Here is a 20903-nt window from a genome sequence, read left to right as displayed (position 1 = left end):
TCCCGCTTGCGGGAGGGGGACGATGGCGACGAGCCTCGCACCATAATCGAGAAGCTGTTATCCTCAGCGCATGACGCTGTTCCAGAACGTGCGCCGGGGCCTCCTTCCCGCCCGACTGACGGTCGACGAGATCTACGATCTGACGGCCACCGGCGTGCTGCGCGAGAACGAGCATATCGAGCTGATCGAGGGGGAGATGGTGCCGATGGCAGCGGCCAAGGCCAACTGGCACTCGATGATGGAAGGCAGGCTGAACTGGGCGCTGGTCCGCGGCTTGCCGGACGCCGTGCGCGTCTATCCGGCGCCTTCGCTGACATTGTCCGAGAATACGCTGGTAGAGCCGGACCTGCTCGTCGTGCCCGTTGCGACGAAGATGCGCGGAATTCGCGGCCCCGACGTCCTGCTGCTGATCGAAGTCGCCGACAGCTCGCTGCCCTACGACCTGCGCGTCAAGGCGCCGCTCTACGCCAGATACGGCGTGCGCGATTATTGGGTGGTCGACGCGGTCCGCCAGACGATCCGCATCCACCGCGCGGCCGAGCATGGCGTCTATGCCGATGTCGAGGAATATGAGGCGCACGATACGGTCACGCCGCTGCTCTTCCCGGACGTGACGATCCGCCTCGACGCGCTGGATTGAGCGGGCGGCACGAAGGCGCACCGCCCGCCGATCGTTCAGAAGCGATATTTCACCCCGACCTGCAGGATCGGATAGACGGGGTAGTCGTCGGCGCGGTCCTGCAGCTTGCGCTTCTGCTTGCCCAGCTCGGTCCGATAGGTGTCGCCGGCCACCGTCGGATCGGTCGCGAGCGTGCCGTTCGAAGTGAAGTCGCGGATGCGCACTGCGCCCTGGAACAGCGCGCCGGCCTCGATATTGAAGCTCAGCCCCTTGCGCAGCCCGCCGCCATAGCCGAGCGTCAGCTGCGGCACGAACTCGCGCACATCGGCGCGGCCGGTGATGGTGCCGATTTCGGTGGGCGTGAACACCCGGTCACCGATCTGGGTCGCCCCGGTCGGCGTTGCGCGCACTCGGGCTTCGTTGCCATTGTACCGCGCCCCGCCGGACAGCCGGAAGCCGCCGCCGAACGGATAGACGTCGACGATCACCCCGCCCGAGCTCAGCTTGGCATGGCCGCGATACTCGATACCATCGGAGCTGAAGTCATGATCGATGCCGAGGAAACCGCTGTTGGCGCGGACGCCGACATGCTGGTTGAAGCGATAGCCTACCTCCGGACCCACGCCCAGCGTACCCGCGGTCACGCCCAGGCTCACCCGGCCCTCGCCGTCGGCAGACTGCGCCAGCGCCGAACCCGCAACCATCGTCGCGGCGAAACATGCCGCCGCCCGAACCATCCACTGCATTGTTAAACCCCCGTCCTTGGCGACGCATGCACACGCGCCGACCTTAACGCCTTTATAGGAAAAGCACGGACTACCGTAGTGTGCGGGGCGGCTTTTTCGGGCACGGCGCTGCGCCTGCCGCGCAATATCGCTGCAGAATGGCGTGCGCGAGACCTTCTCTCGCGGCCAATTCATGTCTATATAGGACGCTGATCAACTACAGGAGCCAGTCTTATACGTTCTCCCATGCCCCGGCGCCCGATGGCGCCCGCGATGCCGCTGAACGGGCCGCGGTTTAACGAATTCATCCAGTCGCCCAAGGTTCGCGTGATCGACCAGGACGGCGAGAATCTTGGCGTGATGTACACGCGCGAGGCGATGGCGCAGGCTGCCGAGGTCGGGCTCGACCTCGTCGAAGTGTCGCCCAACGCCGATCCGCCCGTCGCCAAGTTCCTCGATGTGGGCAAGTTCAAGTACGAGGCGCAGAAGAAGGCGAACCTCGCACGCAAGACCCAGAAGACGCAGGAGATCAAAGAGATCAAGATGCGTCCCAACATCGATGACCACGATTACGACGTGAAGATGCGTAACGTGCTGAAGTTCATCGGCGAAGGCGACAAGGTGAAGATCACCCTGCGCTTCCGCGGCCGTGAGCTTTCGCATGGCCAGCTCGGCATGCAACTGCTCCAGCGCGTTCAGCAGGACGCGGCGGAAGTGGCGAAGGTGGAGAGCTATCCGCGCATGGAAGGCCGTCAGATGCTGATGGTGCTCTCGCCCAAGTGATGCACCGGCGGCGGTCCGCTCAGGCGGCCGCCGCCGCAGCCTGGTTCCTGCCGGCAGCGGCGGTCGCGCAGACCGCCGCCTTGCCGCCCGCCCCCGCCGCGACTAACGAATCGATCGCCGTCTCCGAGGGGGCGCGACTCGTGTGGGCGGACGAGTTCGATTCGGGCCGACTGCCCGATGCGAGGCGCTGGACCTATGATACCGCCCGCAACCGCGACGGCTGGTACAACCAGGAACTGCAATATTACGCCGCGAACCGCCCCGAGAATGCGCGCGTCGAGAACGGCCATCTCGTCATCGAGGCGCGCCGCGAGCGGCTGACCGGCCAGCCCGATTATGGCGGCCAGGACTATAGCTCCGCCCGGCTGCTCACCCGCGGCCTCGCCAGCTGGACCTATGGCTTCATCGAGGTCCGCGCCAAGCTCGCTTGCGGCAAGGGGCTATGGCCGGCGATCTGGCTGCTCGGCGCCGATGGCAGCGGCGGCTGGCCGCGGCTGGGCGAGATCGATGTGATGGAGCTGGTCGGCTGGGATCCGGAGACGGTCCACGGCACCATCCACACCGGCGCCTATAACCACGCCCAGCACACCCAGAAGGGCGCCACGACGCGGGTGCCGGACGCCTGCACCGCGTTCCATACCTACCAGCTCGACTGGACCAGGGACCGCATCCTGATCGGGGTCGACGGCCATGCCTATATGCGCTTCGACAACGACCATAAGGGCGATCCCGCCACCTGGCCCTTCGACAAGCCGCAATATCTGCTGCTCAACGTCGCGGTGGGCGGCTGGGGCGGCATGCAGGGCGTGGATCCCGCCGCTTTCCCGGCGCGAATGGAGGTCGATTATGTCCGCGTCTGGCAGAAGGCAGCGCGGTGACCCGCACTCGCACGTCCGTCATTCCCGCGAAGGCGGGAATCCATTGGCCCTGAAGCAACGGTTCCTGCCCCCAGCGCACAGGCGAATGGATCCCCGCCTTCGCGGGGATGACAAAGGGGGCCGCAGGTTCCCCCTCCCCGCCCGTTCTCAATCCTCGGCGGCGATCCGCACGCGCAGCCCGTCCAGCGCATCGGTGAAGGGCAGCTGGCACGAAAGCCGCGAGGTCGCGTCGCGATCGCTCGTGCTGTCGAGCAGATCGTCCTCGTCCATGCTCATCTTGGGCAGTTTGTCCGCAAATTCCGGGTCGACATGGACATGGCAGGTGGCACAGCTGCAGCAGCCGCCGCACAGCGCCAGCAGCTCGTCGAAACCATTGTCGCGAATCACTTCCATCACGCTGAGACCGGCCTCGCCGGTTACCGTGCGTTCGGTTCCGTCACGCGTCACGACCGTAAGCTGGGGCATCTGCATCTCCTTGGTTCGCCGCGTCCATGCCGGTGAACCGAGCCCGTTTCAAGGAAGCAATCCATGGGCTTGACCGCCGACCAGCTGAAGGGGTCGATCGACGCATTGGCAACGATCGAGCCCGCCTTCGCCGCCGCCCTCGAACGCGCCGGATACCCTGCGCCGCGCATCCGCGAGCCGGGCTATGCAACGCTGCTCCGCACGATCGTGGGGCAACAGGTGAGCGTCGCCTCGGCAACCGCGGTGTGGAACAAGCTCGACGCGGTGCTGGGCAATGCCGAGGATCCCGCGCTGCTGGCGGCAGCGAGCGACGAGCTGCTGCGCAGCGCCGGCCTATCGCGCCAGAAGATGGGCTATGCCCGCAGCCTGTCCGAACAGGTGACCAGCGGCGCACTCGATCTCGCCGCGCTGCCCGAGGACGACGAGGAAGCCATCGCGGCACTGACCCACATCAAGGGCATCGGCCGCTGGTCGGCGGAAATCTACCTGCTGTTTGCCGAGGGTCGGCCGGACATTTGGCCCGCCGGCGACCTGGCGGTGCAGATCGAGATCGGCCGCATCCTCGGCCATCCCGAGCGCCCGAGCGAGAAGCTGACGCGCGAATGGTCCGAGACCTGGCGCCCGCACCGGGGCGCCGCGGCGATCTTCGCCTGGCACCATTACGGGATGATCAAGAGCGCGATCTGACGTCCGCTGCCCGCCGCCGCGCAGGGACGGGCAGCCCGCCAGCCTGTCGCGTCAAGGTGCAGGCGCAGGGCCGGCGCCGCCTGGCCCCACCGGCAGGCGATGTGCCGCAAACAGCGCGACGCTCTCCGCCGTGCCGGGATCGCGGTTGGCCAGCACGGCGATGGTGATGCCGCTGTCGAGGAAGTGCATCAGCGACCCGCTCATGCCGGGGGCGCCGCCGCCATGGCCGATATAGCGGCCGCTGCCGGGCATGGTGCCGCCGAAGTCGAAGGGCACGAAGCTGCCGTTCTTGAGGCGCACCCCGCCCTCGATCAGCTGCCGCAGCGTTTCTGCGCGCAGCAGCCGATGGCCGGTGAGCCCCAGGATGAAGCGCTGAAAGTCGCCCACCGTCGCATAGCCGCCACCTGCCGAGGTCCCGCTCAGCGGCAGCGTCCTGTCCGCGCGCTGCAGCCGCGGCTCCATCCCCATATAGCTTACCGCCCGGCGTGGCAGCAGCGTGCTTTCGGGCTGGTTGCCCGTCGAGGCCATGCCCGCGGAATCGAAGATGTGGCGCTGGATGTACGCGTCGTGTGTCCCCCCGGAGACGGTTTCGACGATCCGGCCCAGCAGGATGAAACCGTAATTGCTGTACGCCTGCTGCTCGCCGGGCGCGAATGCCGCGGGTCGCTTGCCGTAGAGCGCCACATAGTCCTGCAGCGTGCGGAGGGACGCCTTGTTGGCGTCAAACTCGGGCCCGAAGATGTCACCGGTACCGCCGGTATGGGTCAGCAGGTTCGCGACCGTCACCGTGGTGGCGATCCCGCGATCCGGATAGTCGGGCAGATAGCGGCCGATCGGCGCATCGAGCGCGATCTTGCCCGCTTCCACCAGCTGCAGGATGGCGACCGCGGTGAACATCTTGCCCATCGAGCCGAAGCGGAACTGGGTGTCGAGCGTGTTGGGCTGGTGCTTCTCGCGATCCGCCAGGCCATAGGCCTTCTGGAACAGCACCTGACTGCCCTGCGCCACCAGCACCGCGCCGTCGAACCGATCGATCGCGTGGCGCTCGTCCGCACGCGCCGACACGGCTTCGATCAGCGCGGGCAGCGCAAGCCGGGCGGGACGGGAGGCGCCCGGCGGCACGTCATCGCGGGCCGCGACAAAGAGGAGGCGGGGCTTCTCACCAGGTGTGGCGCCAAGCCCGAACTGCGCCACGGCGTAGCCATCGAAGCTCGGATCGTGAACCCACAGATTGACCTGCTTCGCGTCTGCCGACTCCAAACCGCAGACGTGCATCCCGCGGAGATTCTGGCGCAGTTCGAGCCAATCGGACGGGGTATATAGCAGCGCGGGCCCTCGCTCCTTGACGAACTGCAGGAAGGCAGGTTCATCGCCCGTGTTCATGACCTCGAACCAGTCCGTCGCGAGCTTCATCACGGCGGCGGCGGCCGGCGTGAACGGCGTAGACGCGGCTGCGGCGGGGCAGTCCGGCGCGACGGGCGTTTGCGCCGCAGCCGGAATGCCGGCGGAAAGGGCGACGAGAAGGGTCGGAAACGCCAAGAGCTGGTGCATGTGCAGGCCTCCTCCGCTCCGAGCATCCCAGCGCGGACAAGCGGCGCCATCATTTCGACATATGTAGATTTGATAGTCAAGCGGCTCGCTGGCAGGCTTTCGAGACGACCCTACTGGAACTGCGCCGATGCCGGGAGCCAGCGCATGAAGGCGAAGAGGCCGGCGAGCTCCGCCAGGATGGCGCACGCCTGACATGCCCATTGCAGGTCCTGAAACAGCAGGACGCTCGTATAGGTCGCCAGCGTCGCAGTAGCGGCGAGCATCACTGCGGCCATCACGGCGATGCGACGGACGTTGCGCTCGACCAGCGCCCAGGCGAGCCCCAGATGCGCGCCGCCCAGCACCAGCCAGAGCAGCAGCAGCCCGGGCACCGCCGCGCGCTGCGCACTACGAAGATAGGGATTGGGAACCGCTTCCGGTCCCGCCATGACGTGGATTGCCGCAAGGGAGAGATCGCCCGCATGGCAGAACAGCAGCGCCGCCATCGGCAGGATCAGACCCAGCGCAAGTAGATGGGTGGCGACTCCGCGGCGGCCGTCGGCCTGCAGAGGCAGCAGGCGGCACGCGGCGCCCAGGCATCCCGCCGCGAAGCCCAGCCCCCGGCTCTCGGCCGCGGCGACGTCGAACTCCGCCAGCATCGCCTGCGCCCAAGGTCGGCGGGTGTCGCCCAACAGGTGCACGGCGAGCCGCATCATCGCGCGGGCCGCCGCCGCGATCACGCTACCGACACTCCAAGCGGCGCTGACCCATTCTGCGGCGCGGCCTGAGCATTGCGGACAAAGCCAATGCCCGCCGCCGTCAGTCGGTACGCGTGACGCGGGGGTCGTCCCGGCTGCGCAGGCTCCCGCCATTCGGCTTCGACCAGGCCCTGATCGGTCATCCGCATCAGCAGCGGGTAGAGGGTACCGGACTTGAGCCCGGTTTCCTTCATCAGCTCATAGCCGTGGCGCCACTGCTGCGGCGCCGCCGCCAGGGCGTCGAGAAGGGAAAGCATCTGCCTGGAAGGACGCCGGTTGCGGGACATCCTCGCAAGCTATCTATGTAGAGTTTCCCGTCAAGACGGAACGCAGCCGCGGATCAGCCCTCAGCGCCGTCCTCGTCCTTTGCCGCGCCCTCGTCGGCAGCCGCTTCGCCGCCGCTCTGGAACCAGGCCTCGACCGGGCCGACCAGCTTGATCGTCAGCGGGTTGCCCTTGCGATCGGTCTTCTTGCCGAGTGCGACGCGCACCCAGCCTTCGGAGATGCAATATTCCTCGACATCGCGGCGCTCGACGCCCTTGAACTTGATGCCGACGCCGCGCTCCAGCAGCTCGCGGGTGAAATAGGGGCTGCTCGGGTTGACCGACAGACGATCGGGGGGGGTATCGCTCATGCGCGGCTCATGCCGTCATTCGGCCGCGGGTTCAAGATAGCGGTGGAGCGCGGAGACCACCACCGATCCCTCGCCCACCCCCGAGGCGACGCGCTTCACCGATCCCGCCCGCACGTCGCCGACGGCGAACACACCGGGCGCCGACGAGCAAAAGAAGGTCTCGCCGCTGCCGGTCTGCACGAACCCGCGCGCGTCGAGATCGACACAGCCTTCCAGCCAGGTCGTGTTCGGTACCGCACCGATCATCACGAACAGCGCGCCGACCTTGCGATGCTCGGCGGTGCCGGTCTTGCGATCGGTCCATTCGAGCCCGGTCAGCGCCCGTTCGCCTTCCAGTGCGGTCACCTCGGTGAAGGGATGCAGCGTGATCCGGTCCGAGGCTTCGATCCGCTCGATCAGGTAACGCGACATCGTCGCGGCCAGCCCCGGCCCGCGCACCAGCACATGGACGTGCGCGGCATGGCGGGCGAGGAATACCGCCGCCTGCCCCGCAGAATTGCCGCCGCCAACCACCACCACCTCAGAACCGGCGCACAGCCCCGCCTCCATCGCGGTGGCGGCATAATAGATGCCGTTGCCCTCCAGCTCGGCATAGCGCGGCAGGTCGAGCTTGCGGTATCGGGCGCCGGTGGCGACCACTACCGCCCGCGCCTGCAGCGTCGCGCCGTCATCGAGGTGGAGCCGCAGCGGCCGTTCCTCGCATTCTATCCGCAGCACCGAGCGCGAGACGAGCAGCCGCGCGCCGAACTTCTGCGCCTGCACCTGCGCACGACCCGCCAGCGCCTGGCCCGAAATGCCGGTGGGGAAGCCCAGATAATTCTCGATCTTCGAGCTCGTCCCCGCCTGGCCGCCGGGCGCGACCGCCTCGATCACGATCGTCTCCAGCCCCTCGGACGCGGCATAGACCGCCGCCGCGAGCCCGGCGGGTCCGGCGCCCACGACCGCGACATCGTGGACATGGCCCGGATCGAGCGAGGTCGCGAGGCCCAGCGCATCGGCCAGCGCCGCGTTGGTCGGATTGCGCAGCACCCGCCCCTCCAGCACCACCACCGGCAGGTCCGCGTCGGTGAGCGCCAGGCATTCGAGAAACCCGGCGGCATCGGGATCGGTGTCGGTGTCGATCCGCCGGTGCGGCATCGCGTTGCGGGTGAGGAAGGTTTCGATCCGCCCCATGTCCGCCCCGTGCCCGGGCCCCGCCAGCGCGACGCCCGCATCGCTGTGGCGCAGCAGCCCGACGCGACGCAGGATGAAGGCGCGCATCACGATCTCGCCGATATCGGGCTCGGCCGCCATCATCCGGCGGAAGGCGGCGCGCTCGATTCGTACCACGCGCGTGCCCGGCAGCGCACGCGCGCTCACCAGGATCTTGCGGTCGTTGAACAGGTCGAGCTCGCCGGTGAACTGGCCGGCTTCATGGACGTGGAAGACATGGTCCCGGCCCTCGCTGTCGGTATCGACGATCGAAATGCCGCCGGCGAGGCACAGGAAGAAATCGACGCTGTGATCGCCGCGGCGATACAGCATCGCGCCTTCCTCCACCGATTCCTCGGTGCCGAATGCGGCGACGCGCGCCATCATTTCGGCGGCCAGGACCGGGAAGGTCTGGGCGGATCGCGCATAGGGATCGGCCGGGTCGAGCGATTCGGTGGTGGTTGCCATGCCCCCATCCTAACCGCTCGCGCGCCATGCGCGACCCATCCCTAGGCATGGGCCGCGCACTGGCTCAGTCGCAGTAGCGGACCAGCACCGGCCGGCCGATATAGGGGTCCCATACCCGGCGCACGTCGCACTGCTCATAGTAGCGGTAGCGGGGATAATTATCCCGGTACCAGTAGCCGTCGGTCGGGTAGTAGCCGCGCTCGCGATAAAAGCGCCGGTCATAATCATAGCGGTGGTCGTTCGAGATCGCCGCGCCGATCGCGAGTCCCGCAATGCCGGCGACGAGGGCCGCACCGGCTACGTCGCCGCCGCGACCATGGTAGTAATGCCGACGATAGCGCCAGTCCTGCGCCTGCGCCGGCGCCACCGCTGCCAGCAGGCTCGCGCCCGTGGCGATGCCCAGCACCAGCTTCTTCGCCAGATGGTTCATGTCACTCGCTCCTCACCTCAAGGCGCCCGGCGAGTCGCTCGGCGCCGATGGCCTTCCGATACCCAATCGCGGCTTAATCGGTACGGAACCGGCTGTTCAGCCGCGGTTTAGCTGGGTAACGGGCGGCATGGCCTACTGGATCCTTCGCTCCGAACCCGATGTCTATGGCTGGGATGACCTGGTGCGCGACGGCAGCACCGAATGGAACGGCGTGCGCAACTATACCGCGCGCAATTTCCTGAAGGACATGGTCCCCGGCGACCAGGCGATCTTCTACCATTCCAACCTCCAGAAGGCCGCGGTCGGCATCATGGAGATCACCCGCGCCTGGCAGCCCGACGGCGACGACGGCAAATGGGCGAGCGTCGAAGTGAAGGCGTTGCGCCCGCTGGCCAAGCCGGTGCCGCTGCCCGAGATCAAGGCCGAGCCCCGGCTCAAGGACCTCGAGATGGTGCGCCAGTCGCGCCTGTCGGTGACGCCGGTGCGGCCGGAGGAATGGGCGGTGCTGCTGGAGATGAGCGGAACGGCACCGGATCGCTGAGGTCGATCGGCACGCGCTTCGACTTGTCGGGCTTCTTCTTGAACGCCCGGCCGACGCCCATGCCGGCATCGCCGACCAGCTTGAAGAAATTGGTCGATTCGCCCGGCTCCTCGCAGCAGCTGTCCGGGCTGATCACCTTGCCGACCCCGCGGACCAGCGTGGTCGCCGCGCCGAAGATGTCGACGCCCACCTGGCATCCGCCCACCCGCGCCGCGCAGGGCGTGGACACGGCGTTGAGCGCGCCGATGCCGGTGCGATCGGGATTGCTCGGCATCGGCCGATCGGGGGGCCCGCGCTCCGCCGGCAGCGGCAGCCGCGGGGCGTCGACGCCTTTGCCACACACCACGATCTGGTCGCCGCCGGTCTGCGCGGAGGCGCAGGGGTCGGCGAGCACGGACCAGCGCTGCGACCCGTCCGCCGCCTGCTGCGGGGCGTCCATCGAAGCGGTGGTGGCGGGCGCGGCCGCCTGGGTCTGGGGCGAGAGGCCCAACAGCAACGCGGCCAGCAACATGTGATACTCTCCCGACAGATCGCCCATAGACCATGAGCGGATGGCAAGCGGAAGCGCATTCCGCGCGGCACCAGCCCGCACTAGCATGGTCACCGCCAACCGGGAACGCACACCATGCCGATCACCCTCACCGTCTTCGAAGCCTCGCCCGACCGCGGCCGCGGCCTGGCCCGCGACATGCAGGTCCGCTGGGCGCTGGAAGAGCTCGGGCTGGCCTATGACGTGCGGCGCGTTTCCTTCGCGGCGATGAAGCAGGCGGAGCATCTCGCCCGCCATCCCTTCGGCCAGATCCCGACCTATGAAGACGACGGGCTGACGCTGTTCGAATCGGGCGCGATCGTCCTGCACCTCGCCGAGCATCATGTCGGCCTGCTGCCGGTCGACCGGAACGCCCGCGCCCGGGCGATCGCCTGGATGTTCGCGGCGGTGAGCACGGTCGAGCCGCCGATCGTCGAATGGGCGATGGCGCGGATGCTGGAGCGGGACACGTCCTGGTTCGCGGCGCGCCTGCCGATGCTGGAAGATCGCGTCCGCACTCGCTTGGCGCAGCTCGCCGATCGGCTGGGAGAGGCGGCGTGGCTGGAAGGCGACTTTACCGCCGCAGATCTGCTGATGGTGGGCGTGCTGCGACGGCTGGAGCGATCGACGATGCTGCCCGAACAGCCGCGGCTGCTGGCCTATATCGCCCGCGGCGAGGCTCGGCCGGCGTTCCAGCGCGCGTTCGCGGCACAGCGGGCGCTGTTTGAGGGGCAACGCCAGCAGCCTTGCTGACGGCGACGGAGATCATCGAACTGGACGCCAGATCCACGCGAACATCGCCGCCGCGTGCGGCCCAAGGCTTCTGCACCATTTCTTAACGATGATGGCTGTCTAACCAGCGACGCTACAATAAGGCCTGTCAAGTCCGGTATGATCCAGGACGAGGGGGCGTCTCGGGGGGAGCCGCAGATGAGTGTCGCCACCGCACGCGCGTACTGGCGTGAGGCCATAGAGTTCCTTGGCTATTTCGTCTTCATGACCGTGCTGGGCGCCGCGATGTTCGTACTGGTCAGCCATTCGCCGCAGGCCAACGCCTCCTGGTACATCGACACCTGCATCGCGGTGGCGGTCCTGACCGGCGGATACGCCTTCAGGATGTACCGGCGGTACCGCGCAGCGCGCCCCGTCTGGAAGCCGGTGGTCAAGCCGGCGCAAGAGGCCGCATCGGGGATTTCACCCGAGGAGCGGCGGCGGCGGAACTGGTCCGATCGCATGTCGAGCGCGAAGCTGCGCGAGACGAATCCCGAGCGCGTGAAACTGCTCTCGCACCTCGAAGCCGTGGAAGAAGCCTATCGCGCGCGGTGCCGGGCCCGCGGCGAGGAGCCGGATCGCTCCTCGTTCGAGATGAACCCGTCGATGACGACCGAAGACATCCGCAAGCGGATTGCGCTGCGACTCGATCAGTAAGCGCGCGCGGTAACCCGAGTGTGTCCTCCCCTGCTTCGCGGGAGAGGAAATGCTCTGGGGGGGGAATGCCGCCATCAACGAAAAGCCCCCGCCGTTGCCGGCAGGGGCCCTTTCTTCACCGCATCGGCGTGGCTCAGTCGGCCGCCTTCGCCCGGCTGGCGCGCTTGCGCTCGTTCGGGTCGAGGTAGCGCTTGCGCAGACGGATCGTCTTCGGCGTCACTTCCACCATCTCGTCGTCGTCGATGTACGCGATGGCCTGCTCCAGCGTCATCTTCTTCGGCGGGGTGAGGCGGATTGCGTCGTCCTTGCCGCCCGAGGCGCGGAAGTTGGTCAGCTGCTTCGCCTTCATCGGGTTGACCTCGAGGTCTTCCGTCTTGGCGTTCTCGCCGATGATCATGCCCTCGTACAGGGCCTCACCGTGACCGACGAACAGGATGCCGCGCTCTTCGAGCGGACCCAGCGCATAGCCCTGGGCTTCGCCCGCGCCGTTGGAGATCAGCACGCCGTTCTTGCGGCCTTCGATCTTGCCCTTGTGGGGGCCGTACTTCTCGAACAGCCGGTTCATGATGCCGGTACCGCGCGTGTCCGACAGGAACTCGCCGTGATAGCCGATCATGCCGCGCGAGGGGGCGGAGAAGGTGATGCGGGTCTTGCCGCCGCCCGACGGACGCATGTCGGTCATCTCGGCCTTGCGCAGGTTCATCTTCTCGACGACCGTGCCCGAATATTCCTCGTCCACGTCGATGATGACGGTTTCGTACGGCTCGGTCTTGTTGCCGTTCTCGTCCTGGCCGAACAGCACGCGCGGGCGGCTGATGCCGAGCTCGAAGCCTTCGCGGCGCATCGTCTCGATCAGCACGCCCAGCTGAAGCTCGCCGCGGCCGGCGACTTCGTAGCTGTCGCGGTCGGCCGCCTCGGTCACCTTCACGGCGACGTTCGACTCGGCTTCACGGAACAGGCGGTCGCGGATCATGCGGCTCGTCACCTTGGTGCCCTCGCGGCCCGCCATCGGCGAGTCGTTGACGGCAAAGCGCATCGACAGCGTGGGCGGATCGATCGGCTGCGCGTGCAGCGGCTCGGTGACCGACGGATCGCAGATCGTGTTCGACACGGTGGCGACGGCCAGGCCGGCGAGGCTGATGATGTCGCCTGCCTTGGCTTCTTCGACCGGCACGCGCTCCAGCCCGCGGAACGACAGGATCTTCGAGGCGCGGCCGGTCTCGATGACGTTGCCGTCGTTATCCAGCGCGTGGATCGGCTGGTTGAGCTTCACCGTGCCCGAATTGACGCGGCCGGTGAGGATACGGCCGAGGAAGTTGTCGCGGTCGAGCAGCGTCACCAGGAAGGTGAAGGGCACGTCCTCGACTTCAACCTTCGGCGCCGGCACGTGGCTGACGATCGTCTCGAACATCGGGATCAGCGTGCCTTCGCGCGCGTCCATGTCGGTCGAGGCATAGCCGTTGCGGCCCGAGGCGTAGAGCACCGGGAAGTCGAGCTGCTCGTCATTGGCGTCGAGCGACACGAACAGGTCGAACACTTCGTCCAGCACTTCCTGGATGCGCGCGTCGCTGCGGTCGACCTTGTTGACGACGACGATCGGCTTCAGCCCCAGCGCCAGCGCCTTGCCGGTGACGAACTTGGTCTGCGGCATCGCGCCTTCGGACGAATCGACCAGCAGGACGACGCCGTCGACCATGCTCAGGATGCGCTCCACTTCGCCGCCGAAATCGGCGTGGCCGGGCGTATCGACGATGTTGATGCGAATCGCCTCGTCGGCACCCGGCGGCGTCCAGTCGACCGAGGTGGGCTTGGCGAGAATCGTGATCCCGCGCTCCTTCTCGAGGTCGTTGGAATCCATCGCACGCTCTTCGACGCGCTGGTTGTCACGGAAGGTGCCGGACTGGCGGAAGAGCTGGTCGACGAGGGTGGTCTTGCCATGGTCGACGTGTGCGATGATCGCCACGTTACGGAGGTTCATGCGATTTCCTGATTGGCGCGGAAGCGCGCGTACGGGCGGCCCCATAGCGGAAATGGTGCGTCGCGGGAAGGCCCTCGTATTTCCCGCTATAGGATGCGGTGCACCGTGATGCGCACCGCCCGCCCCCTGCCCTCGGGCGGCGCGCCGATCGTGCCGGTGAAGACCGACTCGTTGAGCCAGGCGTGCGGCCCGTCCGGCGCTTCGAACCAGGGAGTCGTGCGCACATAGGGGCGCTTGGGGTCGCGGCTGATCAGCCCCTTGTTGATCACATGGATCAACGCGCCGTCCTCGGCCTGCATCATGTAGTCGGCATGAACGTCGAGCATGCCGTCGGGCCGCTCCAGCTGCCAGTCCATGCCGCCCGCCAGCACGGTGCCGCGGATGCGCGGTCCCTGGAAGCTGCCGCCGGTGATCGGAATCCGGTTGCGGACGCCATAGGGCGTGCGGCCCACCGGCGTAGCCGCGCCGAGCGTGACGATGGCCTCATAGGCGAACGCCAGCGCCAGGCTCGCTTCCGGCGCAGCCTTCGCATCGGCAGCGATGCCCGTCGCCAGCCCCGCGAGTCCCATTGTCCCCAGCACGTCGCGCCGCTGCATCCACCCCTCCCCATTGCTATGCGGCGATACAATGCGCCCCAAACCCCCGGGTCAAGTTGCATTCGGCACTGTGCTATCTACATGACACACTTGCGGGATACGTGCTTCGCCTGCATGGTTATCCCCACGGAGTTGGAGAGAGAGTGACGATGGCGACTGTGACGGATACCGCAGACCAGGGTCTGGTGCTCACGCCCCCGGATCCCGTTCCCGCCGTGGCGCCGGAAAAGGCCGCCGGGCTGGTGCCGGTCGAAGACACCAAGAAGTCCGAGCTCGACAAGCGCGTCACCGGCTTCATCGACGATCTGATCGCGCAGGACGTGAACTCGCCCGAATTCGGCAAGCGCGTCGATGCGATCGCGGCGATGGGGCAGAAGGAAATTCGCGATGCCGCGGGCCAGTCGAACCGCTTCCTCGATCGCCCGGTGCGCGCGATGGGCAGCGACGGCGGCGTCGGCGCCGACCTGCTGGCGCTGCGCAAGACGGTGGAAGAGCTCGATCCCTCGCGCAACGGCAAGCTGATCGGCGGCAAGGACGGCTTCCTGTCGAAGATCTTCGGCGGCGGCGCGCTGACCAATTATTTCCGCAAATACCAGTCCTCGCAGAGCCACATCAACGGCATCCTCAAGAGCCTGGCCAACGGCAAGGACGAGCTGCTGCAGGACAATGCCGCGATTGCCACCGAGCGCGCCAACCTGTGGAACGCGATGGGTCGTCTCGAGCAGATGATCTATCTCTCCAAGGCGATGGACGAGAAGCTCGAGGACAAGGCCAACGAGCTGGATCACACCGATCCCGCCAAGGCCAAGGCGATCCGCGAGACCGCGCTCTTCTATGTCCGCCAGCGCACCCAGGACCTGCTCACCCAGATGGCGGTAACGGTGCAGGGCTATCTCGCGCTCGATCTGGTCAAGAAGAACAATGTCGAGCTGATCAAGGGCGTCGATCGCGCCTCCACCACAACCGTCTCGGCGCTGCGTACCGCGGTGACCGTCGCGCAGGCGCTGAACAACCAGAAGCTGGTGCTGGACCAGATCACCGCGCTGAACACGACAACGGCCAACCTGATCGACTCGACCGGCCAGCTGCTCAAGAGCCAGACCGCCGCGATCCACGAACAGGCGGCAAGCTCGACCATCCCCGTCGAGACGCTGCAGCGCGCCTTCCAGAACATCTACGACACGATGGATGCGATCGACACCTTCAAGCTCAAGGCGCTCGACAGTATGAAGGTGACGGTCAACACCCTGTCGAACGAAGTCGAGAAGTCGAAGGGCTATATCGCCCGCGCCGAGGGTGCCGAGCAGAACCGACTCGGCGGCCCCACGGACGGCTTCAAGCTGGAGGCGATGTAAGCCGCGATGCCGAGTGACGTGGACCGCCTGCTCGCGCGTGGCGAGGAACTGATCGAGCGCTCGCGCGCCCGCACCGAAGGCGCGCTCGCCACCCGCACCCGCAAGCGGCGCGAGGCGGAGATCCTCGCCCGGCTCGGGCGGATCGCGGCGGCGGATGCGGTGATCATCATCGCGGCGATCACGATCGGCATGTTCATGCCGCTCGGCATGTTCGGCGCACTGGCGGTGATGATGCTGCTGATCCTGGCGACGCTCGTCTTCGCCTCGCTCCCGGTGACCAGCGCCCCCCGCGTCGAGCAGCTGGTGCAAGTCCCCTTGAAGGCGCTTCCGTCCACCACCGAGCGCTGGCTGGAGACGCAGCGGCTGGCGCTGCCGGCGCCCGCACGCACGCTGGTCGACTCGATCGGAGTGAAGCTCGAGACGCTGGCGCCGCAGCTTGCCCGGCTGGACGAAAGCTCGCCCGCGGCAAACGAGGTCCGCAAGCTGATCGGCGAGCAGCTCCCCGAACTGGTGAAAGGCTATGGCTTGGTGCCCGAGCCGCTCCGCACCGTGCCGCGCAACGGCATGACGCCGGACCAGCAGCTGGCCCAAGGTCTGCAGGTGATCGACGAGGAAATCGCCGAGATGACCGCGCAGCTCGCCCAGGGCGATCTGGACGCGCTGGCGACCCGCGGCAACTTCCTCCAGATCAAGTACAAGGACGACGAACTGGGCTGAGCCCTTAAAGCAGCGCCAGCAGATACCGGATCAGGTCCGCGATCCCGCTCGCGCTGACCGGCAGCAGCAGCAGGATCAGCGCGTAGACGAGGAACATCCGCGTCAGGAATCGCTCCCGCCGGCCCGGCGGCAGGGGCACGGGCCGCGGCGGTTCCGGCCGAGGCCAGACGCGATTCTCGTCGAAGAACATCGCGAGCGAAGGTGCCGTATCCCCAGGCACCTCGCAACCGCCCCTTGGGTCAGCGGAGCGCTGCACGGGACCGGCTGACCCTGGGAAATTCACGTAGAGACCCGGCCGCCGCGCCGTGGCAGGCGAGGCGATCAGGCTCGCTTCCATGACCACCGCATCCCCCGCCGAACGCCCCAGCGTGTTGCTCGTCGAAGACGATGACGGTGTGCGCCGCTCGACCCAGCTGCTGCTGCACGGCCGGGGGTATCAGGTGCGGGCGCACAGCGTCGCCAAGGCCTCGCTCGCCGATCCGGCCGCGCTCGCCGCCGAGTATCTGGTGGCCGACTATTGCCTGCCCGATGGTGACGGCATCGCCCTGCTGCGGGCGCTGCACGCGCGCGGCTGGACCGGCCGGGCAGTGCTGATGACCGGCTATCCCAGCCCCGCACTCGCGGCCGAGGCGGAAGCGACGGGCTATGCCGCGCTGCTCGAAAAGCCGCTGCGGTCGCATGAACTGCTGGGCGCACTGGGGGATTGAACCGCCTCAATCCTGCTCCTCCCGGAGCCAGGTCGATGGCGTGTAGCCGCCTCAACGCGTCATCCCCGCGAAGGCGGGGATCCATTGGCGCTGGTGCCGCGGTTCTTTCCCCGAGCATCCTGGCAAATGAATTCCCGCCTACGCGGGAATGACGGGGGTCTGAGGCACCGATCACACATCCCATTGCGGCGTGCGCTGAAGCGATCGCACGATCCTCCCCCGCCAGGGGGAGGACTGAGGCTACGCCACCACCTCGGCATCCTCGCGCTTCTCGGGGCGGATATAGATCGAGCTGAGCTGGGGCAGCGCCGCCTTGAGCTTGGCCTCGATCCGTTCGATCAATGTCTCCGCCTCGCCCATCGCAAGGCTGTCGTCGAAATCGGCGCTGATTGCCACGAACACGCGGTCGGGCGCGGTGTGGATGGTGCGGACATGATTGACCCCCGTGATGCGCGGCTCGGCCTCGAGCGTCGCGCGCACCTGGGCGATCAGATCCGGGTTCGCGCGCTCGCCGATCAGCAGGCCCTTGGCCTCGCGTGCCAGCAGCGTCGCGACGGCGGCGAGGATCAGCCCGATCGCGATGGAGGCGGCGCCGTCGATCCGGGGATCCTGCCAAGCATGGCTGGCCCACACACCGATCGCGGCGACGATCAGGCCCGCCAACGCGGCCGAATCCTCGAACAGCACGATGAAGCCGGCGGGATCCTTCGATTCCCGGATGGCCTTCCACCAGCCGCAATCGCCCTTGCTCTCGCGGAACTCGCGGATCGCGATGACCCAGCTCGTGCCCTCCATCGCGGTGGCGATGCCGAGCACGATGTAGTTGACCAACGGATCGCGCAGCGGCTCCGGATCGATGATGTGGAGATAGCCTTCATAGACCGATACACCGGCGCCAAGCCCAAAGATCAGGATCGCGACGACAAAGGCCCAGAAATAGAGTTCGCGGCCATAGCCGAACGGGTGTTCGGCATCGGGCGGCCGCTTGGCGCGGCGCTGGCCGTAGAGCAGCAGGATCTGGTTGAGGCTGTCGACCAGGCTGTGCACGCCCTCGGTAAGCATCGAGGACGATGCGGTGATCGCCGCCGCGACGAACTTCGCGACGGCGATCCCGACATTGGCGGCGAGCGCCGCATAGAGAACCAGATTGGCGCGCCAACCCGACGCGGGAGACGCGGCCATCCGTGTCGGCCTCAGTCGAGGCCGAGCTTGTGCAGGGCCTTGTCGATCACGCCCTTGTCTTCCTTGCCGTCGGCGCGATTTGCCTCGGCATTGGGATCATAGCCCGAGCTTTCCGGGATTTCGTTGTTGTGCACCGGCTGGGTCGAGGCGGGCGGATCGGACGCGTCCATCGACTCGTCGAGCGCACGGTCGAGCCGGGCTTCCTTGCTGGCCGGATCGCGGGCGAGGCGTTCCTCGATCGAGGAATCGGTGCCGGCATCGGCGGAATGGACGGGGCTCTTGCCTTCGTCGTCGGCCTTGGGGTCCGGGGCGACCGACATCCGGTCCATCGCGGGGTCGAGGGGATTGTTGGTCATGCTGCACTCTCCTGAGCGTTACCCCGATTAAACGGACATGCCGGGACTCGCGTTCCTTGCCTGCACAGGCGCGCACAACAAAAGGCCCGGCGGATCGCTCCGCCGGGCCCATTTTCCTTCCGTTCCGCGCGAGGATCAGTCGCGCGAGCTGCCGAACAGGCGCAGCAGGAACAGGAACATGTTGATGAAGTCGAGATAGAGGTTCAGCGCCCCCATGATCGCGACCTTGCCCTGCTCCGGCGTACCGGCGACATAGGCGTAGATGCTCTTGATCTTCTGCGTGTCATAGGCGGTGAGGCCGGCGAAGATCAGCACGCCAATGGCGCTGATCACCAGGCTCATCGTGCCCGACTGCAGGAAGAGGTTGACGATCGACGCGACGATCAGACCCACCAGGCCGATGATCAGGAAGGTGCCGAAGCCCGACAGATCCTTCTTGGTGGTGTAGCCATAGAGGCTCAGCGCGCCGAAGCCGGCGGCGGTGCCGAAGAACACCTGCGCGATCGACATGTCGGTATAGGTGACGAAGATCGTCGAGAGCGACGCGCCCAGCAGGCCGGCATAGGCGAAGAACAGCACCTTGAGCGTGCCTTCGGACATGCGGTTCTGACCGAAGCTCATCGCGAACACGATCGCCAGCGGCGAGATCATCGCCACCCAGCCGAGCAGCGTCGGCTGCAGCGACGGGCCGCGGGCGGTTTCCACCAGCTGAAACAGCACCTGCTGCAGTTGATCGACCTTGCCGAACGCCAGCGCGACGATGCCGGTCAGCAGCACGCCGGACAGCATATAGTTGTAGACCGACAGCATGTACGACCGGAGCCCCGCGTCATGCGCCGCGGCGCGTGCACTCGCGGTCGCGAAGGGCGACTCGCTCGTGCGGGGATCGGACCAGTTAGCCATTCGAAAAACTCCTTTGCCCGGCGCAGTGCCGGATGCTGCGAATATCGGCTTCGCCACAGGGGTTTTCAAGCAAAACCGGGCCCAGCAATCTTTCGATACAGTCTCGCGAAACACTTCCCGCGCGGTTTGAAGGTGATAGCGCGCCCAATACCCGGTTCACTGGTTCACGGGGTCGCCGCATTCTGGAACCTTGGCGGGTCGTCGCCGACGCTTGCTGCATAGGCATTGATGATCCCCACGAGCAGGCCGGGAAAGCGCGCTTCGACCTCCGCCCAGCGGGGATGGTTGCGGACCTCCACGCCGTGGCGCTCGCTGCGGATGAGGCCGGCTTCGCGCAGCACCTTGAAATGGTTCGACAGGGAAGACTTGGGAATGACGCGGTCCCCCACTGCCGAGACGGCGGAACACGCCTCCACGCAGCCCGCCCGCATGATGTTGGCGAAGATCGCCGCGCGGTTCGGATCCGACAACGCGTGCAGAATGGCTTCAGGGCGAAGCTCCTCAACGGCGGGGTGAATCAGAGGTCTCATGCGAATTCCATATAGGGCGGTTGACGGCAACCGCATTAGTTCCGATATTCCGAACTATGGGACAAGGCGAGCGTCTCGCTGCCTGCCCACATCGGAGGTTGGTTCAAATGACAAAGCTGAACGGTAAGGTGGCGATCGTCACGGGCGCATCCAAGGGCATCGGCGCGGCCATCGCCAAGGCGCTGGCGGCGCAAGGCGCCTCGGTCGTCGTGAATTTTGCGTCGAGCCGATCCGGTGCCGAGGCCGTGGTCCAGGACATCACCGCCGAGGGCGGGCGCGCCATCGCAGCGCAGGCCGACGTGTCGAAGGCGGCCGAGGCGCAGGCGCTGGTCGATACTGCCATCCGCGAATTCGGCCGGCTGGACGTCTTGGTCAACAATTCGGGCATCTACGAATTCGCCCCGATCGAGGCGCTGACCGAAGATCATTATCGCCGTCAGTTCGACGTCAACGTGCTCGGCGTGCTCCTGGCGACCCAGGCCGCGTCTCCGCACCTCGGCGAAGGTGCCAGCATCATCAATATCTCCTCGGCGATCACCCATGTGAACACGCCCGGTGCCGCTGCCTATGCCGGCACGAAGGGTGCGGTGAACGCCATTTCGGGGGTGCTCGCCAACGAACTCGCGCCGCGGAAGATTCGCGTCAACGCCGTCAGCCCCGGCTATGTCGTGACCGAAGGCACGCACACGGCGGGCATCGTCGGCTCCGACATTGAAACCGGGCTGGTCGCGCAGACGCCGCTCGGCCGGCCGGGCACCCCGGAGGATATCGCGGACGTGGTGGCCTTCCTCGCGTCGGACGACGCCCGCTGGCTGACCGGCGAGGTCATCACCGCGAGCGGCGGCATCCGCTGAGCGAAAAAGCCGGACCTGCGCGCGCGCCGATCGGCGCGGACGCAGGTCCGGCAACGCGC

Annotated in this window: 27 protein-coding genes; 11 read left to right on the top strand and 16 right to left on the bottom strand. The window is 67.0% G+C overall.

Annotation, left to right across the window (positions count from 1 at the left end):
• Positions 1 to 70 precede the first annotated feature (70 nt).
• Complete coding sequence (locus tag BM009_RS14260) at positions 71 to 640, top strand: Uma2 family endonuclease (protein ID WP_093297170.1); 570 nt, start codon at positions 71 to 73, stop codon at positions 638 to 640.
• 35 nt (positions 641 to 675) lie between these two features.
• Here BM009_RS14260 and BM009_RS14255 read toward each other — a convergent pair whose 3' ends face one another.
• Complete coding sequence (locus tag BM009_RS14255) at positions 676 to 1365, bottom strand: hypothetical protein (protein ID WP_093297168.1); 690 nt, start codon at positions 1363 to 1365, stop codon at positions 676 to 678.
• 225 nt (positions 1366 to 1590) lie between these two features.
• Between BM009_RS14255 and infC the strand changes: the two genes are divergently transcribed.
• Positions 1591 to 2127 carry a translation initiation factor IF-3 gene (infC, locus tag BM009_RS14250; protein ID WP_029623153.1) on the top strand — a complete coding sequence of 179 codons (537 nt, stop codon included), beginning with the start codon at positions 1591 to 1593 and terminating at the stop codon, positions 2125 to 2127.
• Complete coding sequence (locus BM009_RS14245; protein WP_175488021.1) at positions 2127 to 3005, top strand: glycoside hydrolase family 16 protein; 879 nt, start codon at positions 2127 to 2129, stop codon at positions 3003 to 3005. The genes infC and BM009_RS14245 overlap by 1 nt, the downstream gene beginning before the upstream one ends.
• Positions 3006 to 3152: 147 nt before the next feature.
• Here the strand turns inward: BM009_RS14245 and BM009_RS14240 are convergent, their stop codons facing one another.
• Positions 3153 to 3470, bottom strand: coding sequence for a 2Fe-2S iron-sulfur cluster-binding protein (locus BM009_RS14240; protein WP_064311720.1), 318 nt, complete (start codon positions 3468 to 3470; stop codon positions 3153 to 3155).
• Positions 3471 to 3533: 63 nt separating this feature from the next.
• Here BM009_RS14240 and BM009_RS14235 point away from each other — a divergent pair, with 63 nt between their 5' ends.
• Entirely contained in the window at positions 3534 to 4157 is a 624-nt protein-coding gene (locus BM009_RS14235; protein ID WP_093297166.1) for a DNA-3-methyladenine glycosylase family protein, read from the top strand.
• Between the two features lie 51 nt (positions 4158 to 4208).
• Here BM009_RS14235 and BM009_RS14230 read toward each other — a convergent pair whose 3' ends face one another.
• The 6 genes from BM009_RS14230 to BM009_RS14205 all read right to left on the bottom strand — a co-directional run bounded on the left by BM009_RS14230 (position 4209) and on the right by BM009_RS14205 (position 9168).
• Positions 4209 to 5708, bottom strand: a complete 1500-nt coding sequence (locus BM009_RS14230) for a serine hydrolase domain-containing protein (protein ID WP_175488020.1) — start codon at positions 5706 to 5708, stop codon at positions 4209 to 4211.
• 110 nt (positions 5709 to 5818) lie between these two features.
• Complete coding sequence (locus BM009_RS14225) at positions 5819 to 6427, bottom strand: hypothetical protein (protein WP_093297162.1); 609 nt, start codon at positions 6425 to 6427, stop codon at positions 5819 to 5821.
• Positions 6424 to 6702, bottom strand: coding sequence for a PadR family transcriptional regulator (locus BM009_RS14220; RefSeq protein WP_093297160.1), 279 nt, complete (start codon positions 6700 to 6702; stop codon positions 6424 to 6426). Before BM009_RS14220 ends, BM009_RS14225 begins: the two co-directional genes overlap by 4 nt.
• An 83-nt stretch (positions 6703 to 6785) precedes the next feature.
• The gene (locus BM009_RS14215) at positions 6786 to 7079 is read right to left on the bottom strand and encodes a DUF3297 family protein (RefSeq protein WP_093297158.1); all 294 of its coding nucleotides are present in this window, start codon (positions 7077 to 7079) and stop codon (positions 6786 to 6788) included.
• 15 nt (positions 7080 to 7094) lie between these two features.
• Positions 7095 to 8738 (bottom strand): FAD-dependent oxidoreductase, encoded by a 1644-nt coding sequence (locus BM009_RS14210; RefSeq protein ID WP_093297156.1) that lies wholly within the window; start codon positions 8736 to 8738, stop codon positions 7095 to 7097.
• A 64-nt stretch (positions 8739 to 8802) separates the two neighbouring features.
• Positions 8803 to 9168 carry a hypothetical protein gene (locus BM009_RS14205; protein ID WP_093297155.1) on the bottom strand — a complete coding sequence of 122 codons (366 nt, stop codon included), beginning with the start codon at positions 9166 to 9168 and terminating at the stop codon, positions 8803 to 8805.
• Positions 9169 to 9295: 127 nt separating this feature from the next.
• Between BM009_RS14205 and BM009_RS14200 the strand changes: the two genes are divergently transcribed.
• On the top strand, positions 9296 to 9709 hold the full coding sequence (locus BM009_RS14200; protein ID WP_093297153.1) for an EVE domain-containing protein: 414 nt from the start codon (positions 9296 to 9298) through the stop codon (positions 9707 to 9709).
• On the opposite strand, the gene BM009_RS14195 is transcribed toward BM009_RS14200, so the two are convergent.
• Positions 9603 to 10220: a hypothetical protein gene (locus BM009_RS14195; protein ID WP_093297152.1), complete on the bottom strand. Its 618-nt coding sequence runs from the start codon at positions 10218 to 10220 to the stop codon at positions 9603 to 9605. The two genes, BM009_RS14200 and BM009_RS14195, sit on opposite strands and share 107 nt — an antisense overlap.
• A 114-nt stretch (positions 10221 to 10334) precedes the next feature.
• On the opposite strand from BM009_RS14195, the gene BM009_RS14190 reads away from it, so the two are divergent.
• Positions 10335 to 10991 carry a glutathione S-transferase family protein gene (locus tag BM009_RS14190; RefSeq protein ID WP_093297150.1) on the top strand — a complete coding sequence of 219 codons (657 nt, stop codon included), beginning with the start codon at positions 10335 to 10337 and terminating at the stop codon, positions 10989 to 10991.
• A 177-nt stretch (positions 10992 to 11168) separates the two neighbouring features.
• Positions 11169 to 11666, top strand: a complete 498-nt coding sequence (locus tag BM009_RS14185; RefSeq protein WP_093297149.1) for a hypothetical protein — start codon at positions 11169 to 11171, stop codon at positions 11664 to 11666.
• Positions 11667 to 11799: 133 nt separating this feature from the next.
• On the opposite strand, the gene typA is transcribed toward BM009_RS14185, so the two are convergent.
• Both typA and BM009_RS14175 read right to left on the bottom strand, forming a co-directional pair.
• Positions 11800 to 13644: a translational GTPase TypA gene (typA, locus tag BM009_RS14180; protein WP_093297147.1), complete on the bottom strand. Its 1845-nt coding sequence runs from the start codon at positions 13642 to 13644 to the stop codon at positions 11800 to 11802.
• A gap of 86 nt (positions 13645 to 13730) precedes the next feature.
• Positions 13731 to 14240, bottom strand: coding sequence for a DUF3237 domain-containing protein (locus BM009_RS14175; protein ID WP_093297145.1), 510 nt, complete (start codon positions 14238 to 14240; stop codon positions 13731 to 13733).
• Positions 14241 to 14389: 149 nt separating this feature from the next.
• Between BM009_RS14175 and BM009_RS14170 the strand changes: the two genes are divergently transcribed.
• Together BM009_RS14170 and BM009_RS14165 are read left to right on the top strand one after the other, a co-directional pair.
• The gene (locus tag BM009_RS14170; RefSeq protein WP_093297144.1) at positions 14390 to 15595 is read left to right on the top strand and encodes a toxic anion resistance protein; all 1206 of its coding nucleotides are present in this window, start codon (positions 14390 to 14392) and stop codon (positions 15593 to 15595) included.
• Between the two features lie 6 nt (positions 15596 to 15601).
• Positions 15602 to 16312, top strand: coding sequence for a hypothetical protein (locus BM009_RS14165; RefSeq protein ID WP_093297142.1), 711 nt, complete (start codon positions 15602 to 15604; stop codon positions 16310 to 16312).
• 4 nt (positions 16313 to 16316) lie between these two features.
• Here BM009_RS14165 and BM009_RS14160 read toward each other — a convergent pair whose 3' ends face one another.
• Positions 16317 to 16502 carry a hypothetical protein gene (locus tag BM009_RS14160; protein WP_093297141.1) on the bottom strand — a complete coding sequence of 62 codons (186 nt, stop codon included), beginning with the start codon at positions 16500 to 16502 and terminating at the stop codon, positions 16317 to 16319.
• Between the two features lie 145 nt (positions 16503 to 16647).
• Between BM009_RS14160 and BM009_RS14155 the strand changes: the two genes are divergently transcribed.
• Positions 16648 to 17019: a response regulator gene (locus BM009_RS14155; protein WP_175488019.1), complete on the top strand. Its 372-nt coding sequence runs from the start codon at positions 16648 to 16650 to the stop codon at positions 17017 to 17019.
• Positions 17020 to 17259: 240 nt separating this feature from the next.
• Here the strand turns inward: BM009_RS14155 and BM009_RS14150 are convergent, their stop codons facing one another.
• From BM009_RS14150 to BM009_RS14135, 4 genes are all read right to left on the bottom strand, one after another.
• Entirely contained in the window at positions 17260 to 18201 is a 942-nt protein-coding gene (locus tag BM009_RS14150) for a cation diffusion facilitator family transporter (protein ID WP_093297139.1), read from the bottom strand.
• 11 nt (positions 18202 to 18212) lie between these two features.
• Positions 18213 to 18557: a hypothetical protein gene (locus BM009_RS14145; protein ID WP_093297138.1), complete on the bottom strand. Its 345-nt coding sequence runs from the start codon at positions 18555 to 18557 to the stop codon at positions 18213 to 18215.
• A gap of 135 nt (positions 18558 to 18692) precedes the next feature.
• Positions 18693 to 19460 carry a Bax inhibitor-1/YccA family protein gene (locus tag BM009_RS14140; protein WP_093297136.1) on the bottom strand — a complete coding sequence of 256 codons (768 nt, stop codon included), beginning with the start codon at positions 19458 to 19460 and terminating at the stop codon, positions 18693 to 18695.
• A 164-nt stretch (positions 19461 to 19624) separates the two neighbouring features.
• Positions 19625 to 19990, bottom strand: a complete 366-nt coding sequence (locus tag BM009_RS14135; protein ID WP_093297135.1) for an ArsR/SmtB family transcription factor — start codon at positions 19988 to 19990, stop codon at positions 19625 to 19627.
• A 107-nt stretch (positions 19991 to 20097) separates the two neighbouring features.
• Here BM009_RS14135 and BM009_RS14130 point away from each other — a divergent pair, with 107 nt between their 5' ends.
• The gene (locus BM009_RS14130; protein ID WP_093297133.1) at positions 20098 to 20844 is read left to right on the top strand and encodes a glucose 1-dehydrogenase; all 747 of its coding nucleotides are present in this window, start codon (positions 20098 to 20100) and stop codon (positions 20842 to 20844) included.
• Positions 20845 to 20903: the final 59 nt, after the last annotated feature.

The organism is Sphingomonas sp. NFR04 (assembly GCF_900114095.1).
In the GTDB taxonomy this organism is placed as follows: domain Bacteria; phylum Pseudomonadota; class Alphaproteobacteria; order Sphingomonadales; family Sphingomonadaceae; genus Sphingomonas.
Note: the sequence above shows the minus strand (reverse complement) of the source record. Positions and strands in the feature narration are given on the sequence as shown.